13 protein-coding genes and 1 pseudogene are annotated in these 15,271 nt (G+C 46.2%); 11 read left to right on the top strand and 3 right to left on the bottom strand.

The genetic code is table 11. From position 1 onward, the window contains the following. Window positions 1-231 precede the first annotated feature (231 nt). Window positions 232-2,091, top strand: a complete 1,860-nt coding sequence (locus tag ACFYU8_RS04165) for a hypothetical protein (protein ID WP_391365363.1) — start codon at window positions 232-234, stop codon at window positions 2,089-2,091. 135 nt (window positions 2,092-2,226) lie between these two features. On the opposite strand, the gene ACFYU8_RS04160 is transcribed toward ACFYU8_RS04165, so the two are convergent. Both ACFYU8_RS04160 and ACFYU8_RS04155 read right to left on the bottom strand, forming a co-directional pair. Then, window positions 2,227-3,258 (bottom strand): YkvI family membrane protein, encoded by a 1,032-nt coding sequence (locus tag ACFYU8_RS04160; protein ID WP_390295535.1) that lies wholly within the window; start codon window positions 3,256-3,258, stop codon window positions 2,227-2,229. A 161-nt stretch (window positions 3,259-3,419) separates the two neighbouring features. Continuing rightward, complete coding sequence (locus ACFYU8_RS04155) at window positions 3,420-4,814, bottom strand: hypothetical protein (RefSeq protein WP_390295536.1); 1,395 nt, start codon at window positions 4,812-4,814, stop codon at window positions 3,420-3,422. 233 nt (window positions 4,815-5,047) lie between these two features. On the opposite strand from ACFYU8_RS04155, the gene ACFYU8_RS04150 reads away from it, so the two are divergent. The 3 genes and pseudogenes from ACFYU8_RS04150 (at window position 5,048) to ACFYU8_RS04140 (ending at window position 8,536) form a co-directional block, all read left to right on the top strand. Then, window positions 5,048-6,346: an AAA family ATPase gene (locus ACFYU8_RS04150; RefSeq protein ID WP_390295537.1), complete on the top strand. Its 1,299-nt coding sequence runs from the start codon at window positions 5,048-5,050 to the stop codon at window positions 6,344-6,346. A gap of 12 nt (window positions 6,347-6,358) precedes the next feature. Beyond that, window positions 6,359-8,078 (top strand): annotated as a pseudogene (locus tag ACFYU8_RS04145) (hypothetical protein). Window positions 8,079-8,236: 158 nt separating this feature from the next. Then, window positions 8,237-8,536 carry a MarR family transcriptional regulator gene (locus ACFYU8_RS04140; RefSeq protein ID WP_390295538.1) on the top strand — a complete coding sequence of 100 codons (300 nt, stop codon included), beginning with the start codon at window positions 8,237-8,239 and terminating at the stop codon, window positions 8,534-8,536. Between the two features lie 62 nt (window positions 8,537-8,598). Here the strand turns inward: ACFYU8_RS04140 and ACFYU8_RS04135 are convergent, their stop codons facing one another. Beyond that, entirely contained in the window at window positions 8,599-9,477 is an 879-nt protein-coding gene (locus tag ACFYU8_RS04135; RefSeq protein WP_390295540.1) for a 5'-3' exonuclease, read from the bottom strand. A 250-nt stretch (window positions 9,478-9,727) separates the two neighbouring features. Here ACFYU8_RS04135 and ACFYU8_RS04130 point away from each other — a divergent pair, with 250 nt between their 5' ends. The 7 genes from ACFYU8_RS04130 to ACFYU8_RS04100 all read left to right on the top strand — a co-directional run bounded on the left by ACFYU8_RS04130 (window position 9,728) and on the right by ACFYU8_RS04100 (window position 15,232). Then, on the top strand, window positions 9,728-9,928 hold the full coding sequence (locus ACFYU8_RS04130) for an alpha/beta-type small acid-soluble spore protein (protein WP_106842000.1): 201 nt from the start codon (window positions 9,728-9,730) through the stop codon (window positions 9,926-9,928). A 191-nt stretch (window positions 9,929-10,119) separates the two neighbouring features. Beyond that, window positions 10,120-10,377 (top strand): hypothetical protein, encoded by a 258-nt coding sequence (locus ACFYU8_RS04125; protein ID WP_390295542.1) that lies wholly within the window; start codon window positions 10,120-10,122, stop codon window positions 10,375-10,377. Window positions 10,378-10,481: 104 nt separating this feature from the next. Continuing rightward, window positions 10,482-11,357: a M23 family metallopeptidase gene (locus ACFYU8_RS04120; protein WP_390295544.1), complete on the top strand. Its 876-nt coding sequence runs from the start codon at window positions 10,482-10,484 to the stop codon at window positions 11,355-11,357. Window positions 11,358-11,371: 14 nt separating this feature from the next. After that, a complete protein-coding gene (locus ACFYU8_RS04115) occupies window positions 11,372-12,187 on the top strand; it encodes a GTP pyrophosphokinase (RefSeq protein WP_390295546.1) in 816 nt (271 codons plus the stop codon). Between the two features lie 47 nt (window positions 12,188-12,234). Beyond that, on the top strand, window positions 12,235-13,449 hold the full coding sequence (locus ACFYU8_RS04110; RefSeq protein ID WP_390295548.1) for a D-alanyl-D-alanine carboxypeptidase family protein: 1,215 nt from the start codon (window positions 12,235-12,237) through the stop codon (window positions 13,447-13,449). A gap of 192 nt (window positions 13,450-13,641) precedes the next feature. Beyond that, window positions 13,642-14,517 (top strand): glycosyltransferase, encoded by an 876-nt coding sequence (locus ACFYU8_RS04105; protein ID WP_390295550.1) that lies wholly within the window; start codon window positions 13,642-13,644, stop codon window positions 14,515-14,517. Continuing rightward, on the top strand, window positions 14,456-15,232 hold the full coding sequence (locus ACFYU8_RS04100; protein WP_390295552.1) for a glycosyltransferase: 777 nt from the start codon (window positions 14,456-14,458) through the stop codon (window positions 15,230-15,232). Before ACFYU8_RS04105 ends, ACFYU8_RS04100 begins: the two co-directional genes overlap by 62 nt. Window positions 15,233-15,271: the final 39 nt, after the last annotated feature.

Raw genomic sequence — 15,271 nt, 5'->3', positions numbered from 1 at the left:
GGCTCGCTGTACCTACTTATTTGATAATCTCCTCATAGATCAGTTTGCCGTCATGAGTATACACGCTGTTCTGGTTTATTCAGCACATATTGTTGGGGTGAGACGACTTTATCTGCTGCATTTATTTTGGTAAAGGTATATTGCTTGTTGGTTTTCGTCACAGCAAGAAAGTGACTATCGGATGTTGGGTGAGATCTAAAGGAGGCTACGAATATGCCTGACGGTGACAAATTGTCAGAAACAGCCATGGCTTTTATTCGACAATGTACGAGAAGAGCAACCATTACTGACAGAGAGCAAGTAAAAAAAATCCTCCAACAGAATGGAATTCCAGCCTTTAACGCTTTGCTGGATGTGCAGGAAAAGTATGGAGGATTGAGCTATTCATTTGGAGGAGAGATCGACAATAGTTTTTGTATCGATTTATGGGGGGATTTGGCTCATCGAGATGGTGAGGAACGCAGATTACCTAGGGTTTTGAATCATGAAGGACAAACAGTGGTAGCGTGTTTTCATGTGATGGATGATCGGCTGAGTAAGGCTGGTTATATAGATGAGGACGGAAAGTTGTATACGCTACACTATACTACGTTTCAAGTATTTGCTGAAAATATCGAGGAACTGCTAGAGGGTGAAAGTGTCAAATACAGCCTGCTGCAAGAGAAAAAACAATGGGTAGTAAAATGGATAGAAAAGTCAGATATTACGTCTTGGCTCTCAAGTATAGAACAGAAACCTATTCTTATTGAACAGGCGAGTCAGGGATATAAGAAGTGGTGGAAGAGCCAGGATGGTCGGTTATATGTTCATGTTCGAAATGGAAGTGGAATATACGCGGTGGCTTATGCGATGGAGGTCGCTGATTTTACGCAGCTCGGTCTTAGCAGTTATCTCATTCTGCGTGGATTTCCGTTTGATTGCTCTTATCAATATGATCGTGAACGTGCTGAAGTCAAGAATACGATGGAAATGTTTCATTTTCAATCTCGTTTATACAAAACTTGTGATTACTCTAGAATCACCGTTCCCCAGGTAAAGGAAGCGCAGGACATCTATTTGTATGTAACGGGAAAGAAAAACTACAAGAGAGAGCAACCAATCGAAGACTTTTTATTGAAATTTCCAGAGCTTGTACTACCTATCGAGGATTTCGATCATAGTCTGCTGGAGTTTGCTCTGTGTAATGGGGATGAACGGATTCTAAAGCTGATCACATATATAGCCAAAATGGCAAATCACCATGATCATAGAAGTACTTCAGCAGAAAACAACGCGGATCATTTACTGTTCAATGAATATTTGAGAAGGATACATGTTTTTATAGAAACTCATCCAATGAACGTGCATCCCTTGTACTTTCATCCCTATCGTGCAGTAGGTGTACCAGTCGAGCTTGATATTACGGAGAAAAATACAGTCGTGACAAGAATGAGGGATAACAATGCACGAACCGTCAGTAAATTAACGGTGTACTATATGACTTGTGCCAAAGAAGGAAATGAGATCGCTGCTCATATCTATCGTATCTATGAACCTATGCTTTTGCTATATGCACTCGGAGGAAGTATACGTTTAGATCATGGACTTATTGAGGTTGGGGGTAGCGCCTTTCATCCCTCAAGTTGGCAGGCGAGGGCTGGAAAAGATCCAATTGATGTGTATCAAAGAATAGCGGATGCCTGGAAAAATCGGAATGTAGAGTATGCTATCGATCAAATCAAACGCGTGAAATGGGATAAGAAAATCGGAAATACGTTGGAGCGGGGCTTTGGTAAGTCAAATAGAAATAACGAAGCGTTTCATTCAGAGCACATCCTGTCAAAGCTATCCCATGACTACCCGCTCCTACAGTCTGATGAAGGCGCCATCGCTTACTCGATTTGCCAACGATATCTAGAATGGGCTCAATTAGTGGACCGAAAGCATTCTGTCGCAACCAAAAGCCCGTGTTTGTACGAACCATTTATTGAAATGCTGTATGAAGAAGATCAAATAGAGAAATGGGAAAGTAAGGCGATGAATTTGATTCGACTCATGGAACAGGAATCCATTGAAAAGTATGCAGAAGTATTACGAAAGAAAAATGATTAAATTAAGAAATTCCATACTTTATCGTTATGAAACTCATTTTTGTTCGGTTTTAAAGTGCGTTCTTTGCTCGTTGTTAAAAAATTTACGAGGGTAATACTTTTGATCGGACCTTTCGATGACCTTAAATCCGAACAATCAAAACCGCTTTCTGAGTACATTCCCTGGAACCGAAATCCGACAGAGCGTAGACAACCCCAAATACCCAAACAACGGATACAAAAACATGAGCAACTGACTATACCCAATCAGGCACAGTACGAAAGAAGTAGAGAACAAATACAAGTAAAGCCGCGATTCCGGAACATCCAATAATTCACGCAGCTGCTGACCAATCCCGAACACGTTGGAAATCAGTGTGGTAAAAATCTCGGAATACAGCACGAAAATAAAAAACAACTGGAGCCACTCGTTCCATTGGTCCGTTACGAAAAGAATCGGGATATTCATGAGACGGACATCGTCCCAGTTGGCCAACATGGCAGTATGGACGACAAGCAGCATGAATCCAAGCACGACACCACCAATGACGGCTGCCCGAAACAAAACGACCTTGTCGCGTATCGCATAGCCGATCGGGATGAGCACGGACTGGGCCATGGCGAGATTAAAGGACACATATAAGACTGTTTTCCATAAGAAGGAGTAATCGGATGGGGGTGAGAGAGGCATGGGAGATTCTGAGGTGCCATCCAGCAAAATGAGCAAAGCGAACAATAACATGGACGGAACGACAATCGCATTCACGACGAGTAATTGCTCCAACCCTTTTCGCAGAATCAACAGGGCGAACAAAACGGTGGCTGTGGTCCCGAGCAAATACGGAATGTCAAACTGCTCCTCCAAGACCGAGCCCGCTCCTGCCAACATGACAGTCGTTACGCCAAAAAGGGTGAGAAAGACCAAAATATTCATTGTACGACCGATCATCGGTCCAAACAGTTTTTGATTAAAGGATTCATACGAGGGTGTGCGCAAATGATGAGCGATCAGCATCATCTTGTAACCCAGCCAAACAAAAAGAGATGTGGCGAGCAGGATGCCGATTGTTCCCGCATGGCCATAGGCGGTGAAAAACGCGAGAATTTCTTGACCACTCGCAAACCCGGCGCCTACGACCGTTCCAATGTACGTTGCTGCGACCTGGATACTTTTTCCCCACAACTTCATACTGGTTTTTTCCTTTCCCGTCCAAATTGATGCTAGTACAAGTGTATGAGTTTCGGAGAAAAACAGAATGAGAAAACTCGTCTATCTTATTTGCTAGCCAAGGCAAAAAGCGAATGGCACGTGACCACTCGCTTTTTCGTTTTTGTATAAATACCGACGTTTTACAAAAGAAACATCGCCACGATTGTCGTCACCAAAAGTCCGATCGCCACGGGATACAGATTTCGTCTCGCCAGCTCAAATGGGTCTACTCCGCAAATGGCCGCAGCAGGAATCAATGCCCAAGGAATGATCGTTCCACCGCCGACCCAGATTGCCGCAATTTGTCCAAGGGCTGTTAACGTAGCCGCACCAGCACCCAATGCAGTTGCGAATAGTTGAGCCAAAGAGCCAGCTAGTGTTATCCCCGAAAAGCCTGAACCATCCAGCCCTGTAATGACGCCTACTGCAGATACCGTGAGAGCAGCTACTTCCTTGCTAATGGGAATCGTCTGTGCTAGCGCCACGCCGAGGTCGTTCACGATTCCGTGTGAACCCTGCGGCAGCACCTCCCCAAACACCTTGATAAACCCACTGTCGCCCATATAGAAGAAAGCAGCGATCGGGATGACCGGCCCAAATACTTTAAAGCCGAACTGAAAGCCTTGAATGAGATGTGTTGTTACCTGCTCGAGACCACTTAGCTTGTGAGCGAGCATCGTTGCGATGATGAGAATGAGCAAGGCGGTTCCGCCAACAAGCGCCGTTGCATCGCCTCCTCGTAAATCAAAAGCAAACATGGCCACAACATCGAGGATAAATAATACCGGCACGAGTCCAGCCAACGTACGCCGTACACCATCTGACAAAGGAACTCGTGCGGAAGTAAAAACAGCATCTGGTACGACGGTCTCTTTAGGAGAAGCAAGGACGCCGAGCTTTATGTCCTTTTTCAAATACCAGAATGCGATTGCAGTCGTCACGACGCCCATAATGATAACGAGCGGGACACTAGCCGAAATCACGTCCGAGACAGGAATTCCAGCGGCTTTGGCCGTTAAAGTGGGAGCCCCTTGAATAATGTAATCGCCGGACAGTGCAATCCCATGTCCAAACAAGTTCATGGAAACGGCGACACCCATCGCCGGCAGGCCAGCGCGCAATGCCACAGGCAACATGACTGCACCGATCAGTGCGACAGCCGGAGAAGGCCAGAAAAACCAAGAAATGACCATCATGACAATCCCGATGACCCAATAAGCCAATGTAGGATTTCGAACCAAATGGGTCATCGGCCGAATCATCATTTCATTTACGCCCGTATCCGTCAAAACGTGACTCATGGCAACGATGATGCAGATGACTAAAATCGTCGGCAATAGCTCGGTAATCGCATAGATGAAGCTGCCGAATATTCCGCCGACAGCTGTTGTCACAGACCCTGTCGCGACGAAACCGAGGACCGCAATGCCCACGATGCTGATCAGACTAGTATCTTTTCGTAAAACCATTACGAGAATAATGCCGATCACGAACAAGACGTACACACCATGTATCCACAAAAGCTCGATTCCCATGTCGCATCCTCCTTTTTCGTTACTCCGATGAAAGTCCCTTGATGTCACAACATATGCGAAAAATAGGCCATGGGTGAACGCACATCCTAGATCGGACGAGTGAATCAGCTGGAAACTGGCATTTTTGTCCATGATATGCCACTATTAATGAATGACGAATACTTGGGTTCCAAGCAAGAGAGGGGGATCGGCACATCGACGTCCTTAACCAGTATGTCGTGCAGCCAACTACAATGAATTCGACTACACCCATCCAACGTAAAATGGACCAGGCAATTGAGCTTTTGGAGCGCCGTTTCTTGGAAAGAAGTGAATTGATTCGCCTTTTAATGCTCGGCATCATGAGCGGGGAAAATGCTTTGTTAATTGGTCCGCCGGGAACAGCCAAGTCTCAGCTAGCAAGGTCTGTCTCTCAGCTTTTTGGTTCGGAACATTGGTTTGAGTATTTGCTTACCCGTTTTACGACACCCGATGAGATATTCGGTCCAGTCTCCCTTCAGCAGTTGAAGCTGGATCAATTCGTACGCAAAACAGCAGGCTATTTGCCAAACGCTCAGTTTGCGTTTTTGGACGAAATTTTTAAAGCGAACAGCGCGATTCTGAATGCGTTGCTTTCAATATTAAACGAGCGAATTTATTTTAACGGCAGAGAAAAAGAGGAGGTTCCGTTGCAGTTCTTAATCGCTGCATCGAATGAACTTCCCGATGATGATCAATTGACTGCTCTCTATGACCGCTTTCTGTTTCGCTATGAGGTTCACTATTTGAAGCATGCTGCAAGCTATGAGCGCATGTTTTCCTTGCCAACGACGCCTCTTCCTGTTGTGTTCTCTCTATATGACGTGAAGGATATTCAAGCGGCAACAAAGCAAGTGGTCATTCCAGAGACCATCATTTATTTTCTGTACCGTTTAAAACAAGACCTGGAAGCAAAAGAGTATGTGCTCTCCGACCGTCGCTGGAGCAAAATCGCGCATGTATGGCGTACCTCTGCTGCCTTGCATGGACGTGAGCAGGTGACAATCTGGGACACGGTTTTCACTCCGCATATGCTGTGGAATGTTCCTGAGGACTTGACGGTCATGCAAGAAGCGTTTGAACAACAGTTTACGGAAATGCTGAAGAATGATATGGAGAACGAATTGCCGCTCCAGCGCTTCGGACAGATTGCGGATAAATGGAAGGAAAAAGAATCGGAGCTGCATGCGTTCCAGTTTAAAAAGGAAGTGGGCGCAAAGCTGGGCAAAGAAGCGATGGAGCATAATGCCCGGTTGTTGGAAAAGAGTCGCGATGAGGTGGATGAGACGGCACGAGACTTGCGTAATCGTCTCATCCAGTGGGAGAAGTGGGAGCACGATCTGCATGCCTATGTCCTGGAAAAAAACCGCTTGATTCCCCATGTAGAAAAGTACGCGGTCAAATACTCGTACCTGCGAATTGAAGGTGAACGGATTTTGCAGCAGCTACAACGCACGTATCGGACGATTTTTGATAAGGAAATCCCCGGGACGGATTATGATTTTACGTTGTAGGGGGTAGGTCGTATGATCATTCGCTCTAGCGGTGTTGATCGCTATCTATTTGAAACGTACCTTGCCTCTTCTCGCACCGCTCAGGAATGGGTTCATGAGGCGCGGGCACGAGCAGCATGGTTTGATTTGGAGCTCTTGGCCGATTTTTTCCTCGTCTTTTATTTGGAAAAGCCGGAGATCGATCTGACGCAAGAATCCACTCCTTTTCATCATTGGATAATTCGTACGCTCATGAAGCAGTATTTTACCCGCATGATTCATCCACGTACGGTTAGGCAGGAAAGTGCATCGTTCAAAACCGCAATCAAAGCGCTTTTATGGCTGACCGAGACGTTTTCCGAGGAAGTGAAGCAGCGGGAAAAGGATCAACGGCTTTCTCCCCTCTTAACAGGTTTGAAAGACCAGCAAGGCCAAGAAGGAAGTCAACAAGCTCAGCTTTCAGAGCTTCTGACTGACAAACAAAAGGCCAAGCTCGAGTTAGTCGGTTATACGCTTCAGCAGGGGAAGCGGGTCGTGGAAGACAAGCAAGAGGCCATGGACACCAAGAACGTTAGTACGGGCAGAGGTATTGTCCTTGCAAAATCGCATTGCGGAGCTGCAAGAAGAAATGAAAATGCAGTTCACGAAACGGACCAAGCTTCTGCAAAAGGTGAAAAAACTGGAGAGTGAGCTCACCCAGCGCGAAAAGCAGCTGGATCGACTGCAAAAGCAAGAAAAGGAAACGATCGCTGCTTTTGAAAAAGAGCTGGGACATTGGCTGGAGCAATCGTTAAAAGCGACGTTATCCGCTGAAGAACTCGATACGCTGTTTGTCGAAGAGGTATTTACGGCCAGTCAGCGTTTTGCCAATCGAAGCTGGGGTCATGAGTTAGGCAAGCTGCGCAGGCAAAGCTTCGAGCAGTATTTGAAATGGATTGAGAAATTGAAGCGACATCCGGACCTGGTCGCTTTTCTGAACGAGGTAGGTAGGCAAGTCCATCGCTTTCGTGTAAAGCGCAAAGAGATTCGTTCCAGACATTTTCCTGAGGAATACTATGATTTGCGGCAATCGGGGGATATTGCACACATGTTGCCTGGTGAAGCAGTGCTTCTCGCTGATCCGGACTTCGAGAACTACTTCATGCTCAAATGGCTGGAGCAAAAGCTCATGACCTACGATACCTCGGGATGGGTAGAAGAACCCCCAAAAGGTCCAGTGATCTGCATGCTGGACACATCCCATTCGATGAGAGGAAGTAAACTGCGGCTTGCGCAAATCTTCATGATGACGTTTGCCGCCCTCTCGATGTTGGAAAAGCGTGATTTTATCCTCGTCTTGTTCGGGGCAAAAGGCGAGATCAAAGAGCAACCGCTCTATCACAAAAAGCCTGATTGGCCTGCCTTTTACGGCTTGGCGCAAATGGCGTTTGGCGGTGGGACTCACTTCGACGCCCCGATGAAGCGAGCCATCGAGCTGGTGGAAAAGGAACAAGCGTGGCGTGGAGCAGATTTTGTCATGGTAACAGATGGAATTGGAGGGATTTCTCCTTATGTCCAAGAAAAGCTCATCACTTTGGGCCAGCAGAAACAAGTTCGTTTGCACAGCTTGATTGTGGGTTCTGCGAGGCAGCATCTCGTACAAGCGTATGATTTGCTGGGCGTTTCTCACCGTGTCAAATTTGCGACGAGTTGGGAGGCGGATGGGGAAGAGAACACGGGACTGCTCCTGGATGTATTTCACACAGCTAAATAAGTGATTCGACGTCACTTCCAAATCTCGTCTCCTCTCATGCGACGGGATTTTTTTAGGGAAGCTTAAGAAAAAATTTAACTTTTACCCACTTTTTTCTTTAATAGTTTCGCCTATGCTGAGCGTAGCTAGCAAAAGGAAACGGGTAAAAGGAGGACACCATGAAGGAACTGATTAAGCTGGCCAAGCTTATACGGGGAGCGAATGTTTTATTTTCAAATATTGCACAAAAAGAGCTAGAGACAAATGAACTCAATTGGCAACAAGTATTGATTATCGATATTCTTGGAAACGGGCCAAAAACAATGGGGGACATCAGCAAGGCTGTTGATTTGTCAAACAGCACGACTTCAGGCTTAATTAGTAGGCTGGAGGAAGAAAATTTGGTACGAAGATTCCGAGACCAAACGGATCGCCGAATCGTGTGGGTTTCACTGACGGAGCGATTATGCAGTGCATAAAGTAAATCGGCTGAAAAAAAGGGGATAGACCGCTTCTTCTCAGCCGATGATCATGACCCCAGTTAGCCGACTCTCGCTGCCATGGTACGTCCGAATTCAAGCTCATCGAATTTGCTCTGAACGATTTGACGATCGTATTCCCACAGGGCATCCTCCAGCGCATACTCAACCGGTACATCCCGGATAATCGTAGCCAGCTTTTTGCTCAAGTACACCTGATCACGATTCTCTTCCAGCTTGCTGCGCATTTTAGGCGTACAGCTTGCCAGATTTACATATAGGTTGTCCAGATCACCATGCTCGGTAATCAGTTTTGTCGCTGTTTTCTCACCAATTCCTGGGCAACCTGGAATACAGTCAGATGCATCTCCCATTAACGCTTTGACGTCAATAACCTGTTCAGGCGTAATTCCACGCAATGCCAAAAGGCTCGCTGGATTATAATGCTCGTGTTTGCCACCATTTTTTAGGATTTTTACACTAACTCGCTCAGATACGAGTTGCAAGCTATCGTAATCACCTGTCGCAATGACGACCTCGTGTCCTTCTTCGGACAGACGTGTGGAGAGCGTACCCAACACATCATCGCCTTCATAGCCTGGGTAGCCCAGATTCGGAACCGAGAACGCATCCGTTATTTCTTTCACCAAATCGAATTGTGGAATGAGCTCATCCGGAGCGGCTTGACGATTTGATTTATAGCCGTCATACCATTGACTGCGCATCAAAGACTCTCGCGAAGCGACATCCCAGCCCACTACGAGATGAGTAGGGCGTGTCAATTCTGCGTAATCGAGCATCATTTTCGTAAATCCATAAACCGCATTTGTGTACACACCTGTTGAAGTCTGGCGATAGGCTCCACCCCAAGCAGAACCATAAAAGGCGCGAAATAAAAAGCTCATGCCATCGATGAGCAGTACTTTTCCTGAATCACTCACAAAACCTTGCCCCTCTCACTACCAAACTATACGCACCATTATAGCATAAAGGAGCGGGACAACCTTGTCAGATTTTACAATTGAAATATCGTAAGAAAACGTGCATGTACTTTTGTTACGGTGGGATGATAGTACCACAAGAGGTCAACAACCACCTCTTGAAATCAACTTCCGGTCTCAAGGCGAGAAGCCAAAACGCTGACGGTTCAACCCCGTCCCGGGAGAAAAAACGCGTCGGGAGGAATCAATCATGGCTAACAACCAAGGTGGCACCAACAATCTGGTAGTTCCTCAAGCGAACCAAGCTTTGGATCAACTGAAGTATGAGATTGCATCTGAATTCGGTGTAAATCTCGGCCCGGACACTACTTCTCGTCAAAACGGTTCTGTTGGTGGCGAAATTACCAAACGTCTGGTGAGCTTCGCTGAGCAACAAATGGCTGGCCGCTAAGCCTTCTTGATGACAAGTAAATAGCTGGATGAAGAGAGGTCCCTTTATAGGGGCCTTTCTATGTTTAGCATCATAAGCCCTTTTCTTTCCTGTGTGGTGCAAACACACAAGCACATTCGCGGACTAGTCATATGGTGTAACGAACAGATAACTATCCTCGTTTGTCCAGTGGAAAGGAGAGACGTCCGGCTATGAAGAAAAAGGAAGTAAAGCAGCTATTAAAGAAGCATCCCGAATTTGAAGCGTGGGTCCTCGAAGATTCCATGCGGATTCGAGCGGTCCGTAGCAACCCCGGTATGGCTGAAGAGTTGTTTAAAAGATGGAATGAGCGAAAAAGAGGGGTGCTTGATTTTGAAGGCATCTCGCAAAAAACCAAACGTGCGAGCGAAATGCTTACAGGCGTGCAATCCATCATGGACATGATGTCCGATTACTCGAAGAAACAATAAGAAAACATTTTAAATAATTGGAGAAGGCTTGCTCATTAGCCTTCTTTTTCTTTTTCCTTTCAGGGTGTGTTTTGTTATACTAGAAAATGGGAGGGAGCATGTCTATGATCAAATCAATGGTTAGCCTCATGTTGGTCACAGCATTGACGCTCGTCTCTGGGACAAGCATATTCAGCCAGACAGTAGAAGGGGTTTACGCCCAAACAACAAAACAACAACCAGCGATCAGCGTAACACCAGCCAAAACATATCCTGGGGACGTTCTTTTCGTACGCACTAAAGAGCCACAAACCGTAACGGTGTTCTCTCAGAACTATCGTTTACAAAAGACACAGGATGAGTATGCCCGGTTTATCCCGATTCCTTTTAACACGAAACCCGGGACCTATAAAGTCACATCTGCTGACAAAAAACTTTCCGTATCGGTCACTATCTCACCGAAAAAATTTGAAGTAGACAAGCTCACGGTAAGTAAACAGCTCAACAAAATGCGCCAGGATACGAATCGAATTAATGCAGATCAAAAAAAGATCAATGCAGCCAGAGCAAACTCAAGAGCGATTCCGTATTTCTCGGAGCCGTTTAAACAGCCAGCAGTAGGAAAATTAACGACTCCATTCGGCTATCAACGTGTCGTGAATGGTGTACCAGCCAACCGGCACTCGGCGATTGACATTGCAAACAAAACAGGGACGCCAATTTGGGCGAGCAACCATGGGAAAGTGGTACTGGCCGACTCTTTATACTTAACAGGCAATACCATCATCATCGATCACGGGTTAAATATTTTTTCCATATATGCTCACTTGTCCAAGCTAGATGTCAAGACAGAGCAAGAAGTGAAACAGGGACAGGTGATTGGACAAATGGGTAGCACCGGTTTTTCTACAGGTCCTCACCTTCATTACGGCATGTTAGTGGGAAATACGTACGTAAATCCACAGCCGTTTTTTGACGCATCACCTTTCCTCTGGAAGTAATTGGAGGTGTTTTCATGAGAGTCACAAATGTGCCAAGCAAAGTGCTCAACAACATGGTCCATTTCTTGGCGCCGTATGAACAGGCAGTTGAAGAGCTAAAGTTAAAATTAAAAGGAATTAAATACGGCTTTCTAAAAAGCGGCCGTTATTCTCCTATTGAATTTGTTGTCGGACGAGTGAAAAAAGTCGACAGTTTAGTGAAAAAGGCGAACGAAAAAGGAATCGACTTTTTGGGAGAGCAATGGCAAAGTGAAGTCGCCAAGGAAGTTCAGGATATCGCGGGTCTTCGAGTGGTATGTCGCTATGTAGACGATGTGCGCGAGGTGCTGCAGCTGTTGCAGGAGCGGGAGGATATCGTCATTCACGATGTCAAAGACTATATCGCAGCTCCCAAGGAATCCGGATACAGAAGTATTCACATGATTGTTTCGTATACCGTCTACCACGGCAGCGAAAAGAAAACGCTCTTCTGTGAGATCCAAATCCGTACGTTGGGAATGAACTTCTGGGCGACGAATGAGCATGAACTACGCTACAAGTATGCAGGAAACATCCCGATAGACGTGTTGGAGCAGCTTCATGAAGCGTCCGTGATCACGCATCAGCTCGACGTGTTAATGAACAATTTGCGGCAAGAAATTCTCACACCGGCCGAAGTGGATTCGACGCTAGAAGAAAAATTAGAAGAAATATTTTCCTTGTACGTCAAGCAGGATTTGGATTCAGCCGCAGCCTTGTACAGAGAACATGTCAGTGGCTTCGAAGAGGCTTTTGCCGACAATCCAAAGTTTAAAATGATTCACGATTTGTTGGGGATCCGGTTGAAATAACGTCTTTTGATAAAAACGCGACAAAGTAGGAAAGGATATAGACTAACATGCGCTTTTTGCTAACGAACCTACTCGTTGTGGTGATGGTTTTGTTCAACCTCGGCATGCCTTCCGCTTTTGCCGAGGGGTCATCAAGCCTGGAGCCTAACACTCTCACTGGACAATCAGCCATTCTGATTGATGCTACAACGGGGCAAGTCTTGTTTGAAAAGAACCCTCATGAGAAGCTGTACCCTGCTAGTATTACAAAAATCGCGATAGGTATTTACGCGATAGAAAAAGGGAATCTGGATGATACCGTCACTGTCTCAAAAAAAGCACGCCGTGAAGAAGGAACACGTGTTTATTTGGAAGAGGGAGAACAGATTTCCCTACGCAATTTGCTGTACGGACTGCTTATGAATTCTGGTAACGACGCTGGTACAGCGATTGCGGAGCATATGAGCCAGACGACAGAGCAATTTGCAGTGGATGTGAACGCCTATTTGAAAGAAAAAGTAGGGGTCACCGAAACGAACTTTACCAATCCGCATGGACTGCATGACCCGAATCATTACACGACTGCCGCTGACATGGCCAAAATCTCGCAGTACGCGATGAAAAACTCCGTTTTCAGGGAGATTGTCGGTACGAAGCGGCTGCCTTGGCATGGCCAAACGTGGGAAACGGTGTTAGTGAATCACAACAAGCTTCTGCGCGATTACGAAGGTGCGACAGGAATCAAGAATGGTTTCACTGATCAGGCGATGCATACGCTGGTAGGCTCCGCCAAGCGTGGTGAAACGGAGTTAATCGCAGTTACGATGAAGGCTTCTACGAGTGCAAATGCATACAAAGATGTGAAAAAGCTACTGGACTTTGGCTTTCAAGGATTTGAGACCAAACCAATCGCCAAAAAAGGGGATTCTTTCTCAGAAGTAGCTGTGCCTGGCAACAATTCGGTTGTGACTTTTACAGCCAAAGAGGACTTGTATGCGACGGTTCCCAAAGGTGTAGAGCCTTTGGTAGAGCTAAAAGCAGATGGGAACCTGTCTGTCCAGGCTGGCAACCTAACCGTCGCCTATCCGTTGCTTCGTCATGATCCGCCTGCTCCTGCTACTGGATTTGGGGATTCTGAAAGCGAAGTTTCACATTCATTGGCCCGCTATAGTGTATTACTCGTCTGGTTAGGAATGAACCTGTTCTTAGTTGTGTATACGTTTTCCCGTGCACGGAGGAATAAACGAATCCGTGAGCGCAGTCTTCAACGGCGGTTCTACTAATACGAAAATGAGAAGCACAACAGGACGTGGCAATTTGCGCGTCCTGTTTTTATTTTTGCAAAACGCGTGGCGAAACAGAGTGCTCTAAGTTGGTCATCTCTTGCTCTGTTGTGAGGGATAGATGCCGTGTCCAATCGTGGAAAATGAGCGTACATTAGAGTAATAACTTATGATCTGGTGAGGGGGAGTGAGATGGACAACCGAATCGATGAGCGCCCTGCCGTGTCCGTCATCATCCCAATAAGTGACAACGCCAGGAATATAAAAAGACTCCTATCTTTTGTGAAAAGAATAGATCCAGACACGGAAGTAATCATCGTGTACTACGGAGTGATCTCCCAAGCAGCTATCCTGCCCAATGAATGGAGAGCACAGATCATTTCAACCGGATTGGAAATAGGCAGCCATGAGGCAAGAGCGATTGGCTCTGCTCACGCGAAGGGAGACGTTGTACTCATTATCGACGAACGCCTCGCAATGCCTCTTTTATATTTGAAGAAATATGTCATGCTGGTCAAAAAGGGGGCGGATGTCATTATCACGACATGCGCCGATCGCTCGGCATCAAAAAGAGGAGTTCGTTCACCAAGTAGTGCCTATTGCTTGCTAAACCATCTTCTCGGACAAAAAAGCATGGGCTCCGCTTCCTTTGAAAATATTCCATTTGCCTTGAGTCGGAATGCTCTGGAAGCAATTGGTTCCAAGACCTTATGCAATCCGGCAGTGGCTTTGGTTCAAGCGTCAGTCATGGGGCTTAAAATGACGACAATCACCCCGTTTACCCCAGAAAATAAACCAACAGGCACTCGTGATATCGTGCAAAAAGACATTCGTAAGATTTACCGGGATCATGCCAAGGCAATCCAACTGCTTACGGACGGAACGAAACTGCGACGGGCAGATCAGGATGGACAACGACACCGCGACTTGGTGCATTCATCGGACGTTCTGCATTTGCGCTCAGTCATTCATCTGGAAACGCGCGAAAAGAAGGGCGGTGGATGGAGTGGCAAACGCAAAGCGAAATATGCGAGATCCCACAAAAAAAATCAGAGAAGAGCACATTAATGGCAAAGAAAAAAGCCAGAATTTAAACCGATTAAGTGTCATCCTCTCTGTTCAGCACCACGAGCGAACGATCAAAAAAGTACTCAAACAAATTGAGAAGCTTCGACCGATGGAAATCGTACTCGTTGTGGATGGCTGCCCGGATCACTCGGTGAAAAAGATACTCACGTATTCTTCCTGTCCACTCACAGCGTTTGTGTACCCATTTCCTTTAGGCGATGATGTATGGAGAGCAATTGGCGCCAAGGAGGCCACAGGTGATGTGTGGTTATTTCTCGATGCGAATCACGTCGTAGCTGCAAATGATATGCAGTCCTTTGTCAGAACGTGTTATCGGGGAGCAGATATTGCCTTGAGAAAAAGCATAACACCACTTCGTCAACGATTAATGGAACCGGATACCGTTTTGCTAGCGAAGACATTTCTCAATACCTTGGTTTCCCATCATGAACTAGGAACTTCCTCGATGTATGATTTACCTTTTGCGATGACGCGACAAGCTGCCTCTATCATCGGCGTTCAACATTTAGTCGTACCTGCGGTTGCGCACGCCATTGCTCTACACAATCAATTGCAAGTTGTGCCATCTCATTCCATTGCATCAGCAAAGCTTACGAGAAAAAGAGTGACACAAAGAAAGAATAAACCCAGCATTGACCAGACGATCCTGGGAGATCACATCGAAGCAATGGATTACGTGATGTCCCACAAATGAATAAAAACGTTGTCGAGGCGATGCCATCTGTCGGTATCG

Origin of the sequence: Brevibacillus sp. NPDC003359 (genome assembly GCF_042878995.1) — a bacterium.
Classification (GTDB): domain Bacteria; phylum Bacillota; class Bacilli; order Brevibacillales; family Brevibacillaceae; genus Brevibacillus.
Note: the sequence above shows the minus strand (reverse complement) of the source record. Positions and strands in the feature narration are given on the sequence as shown.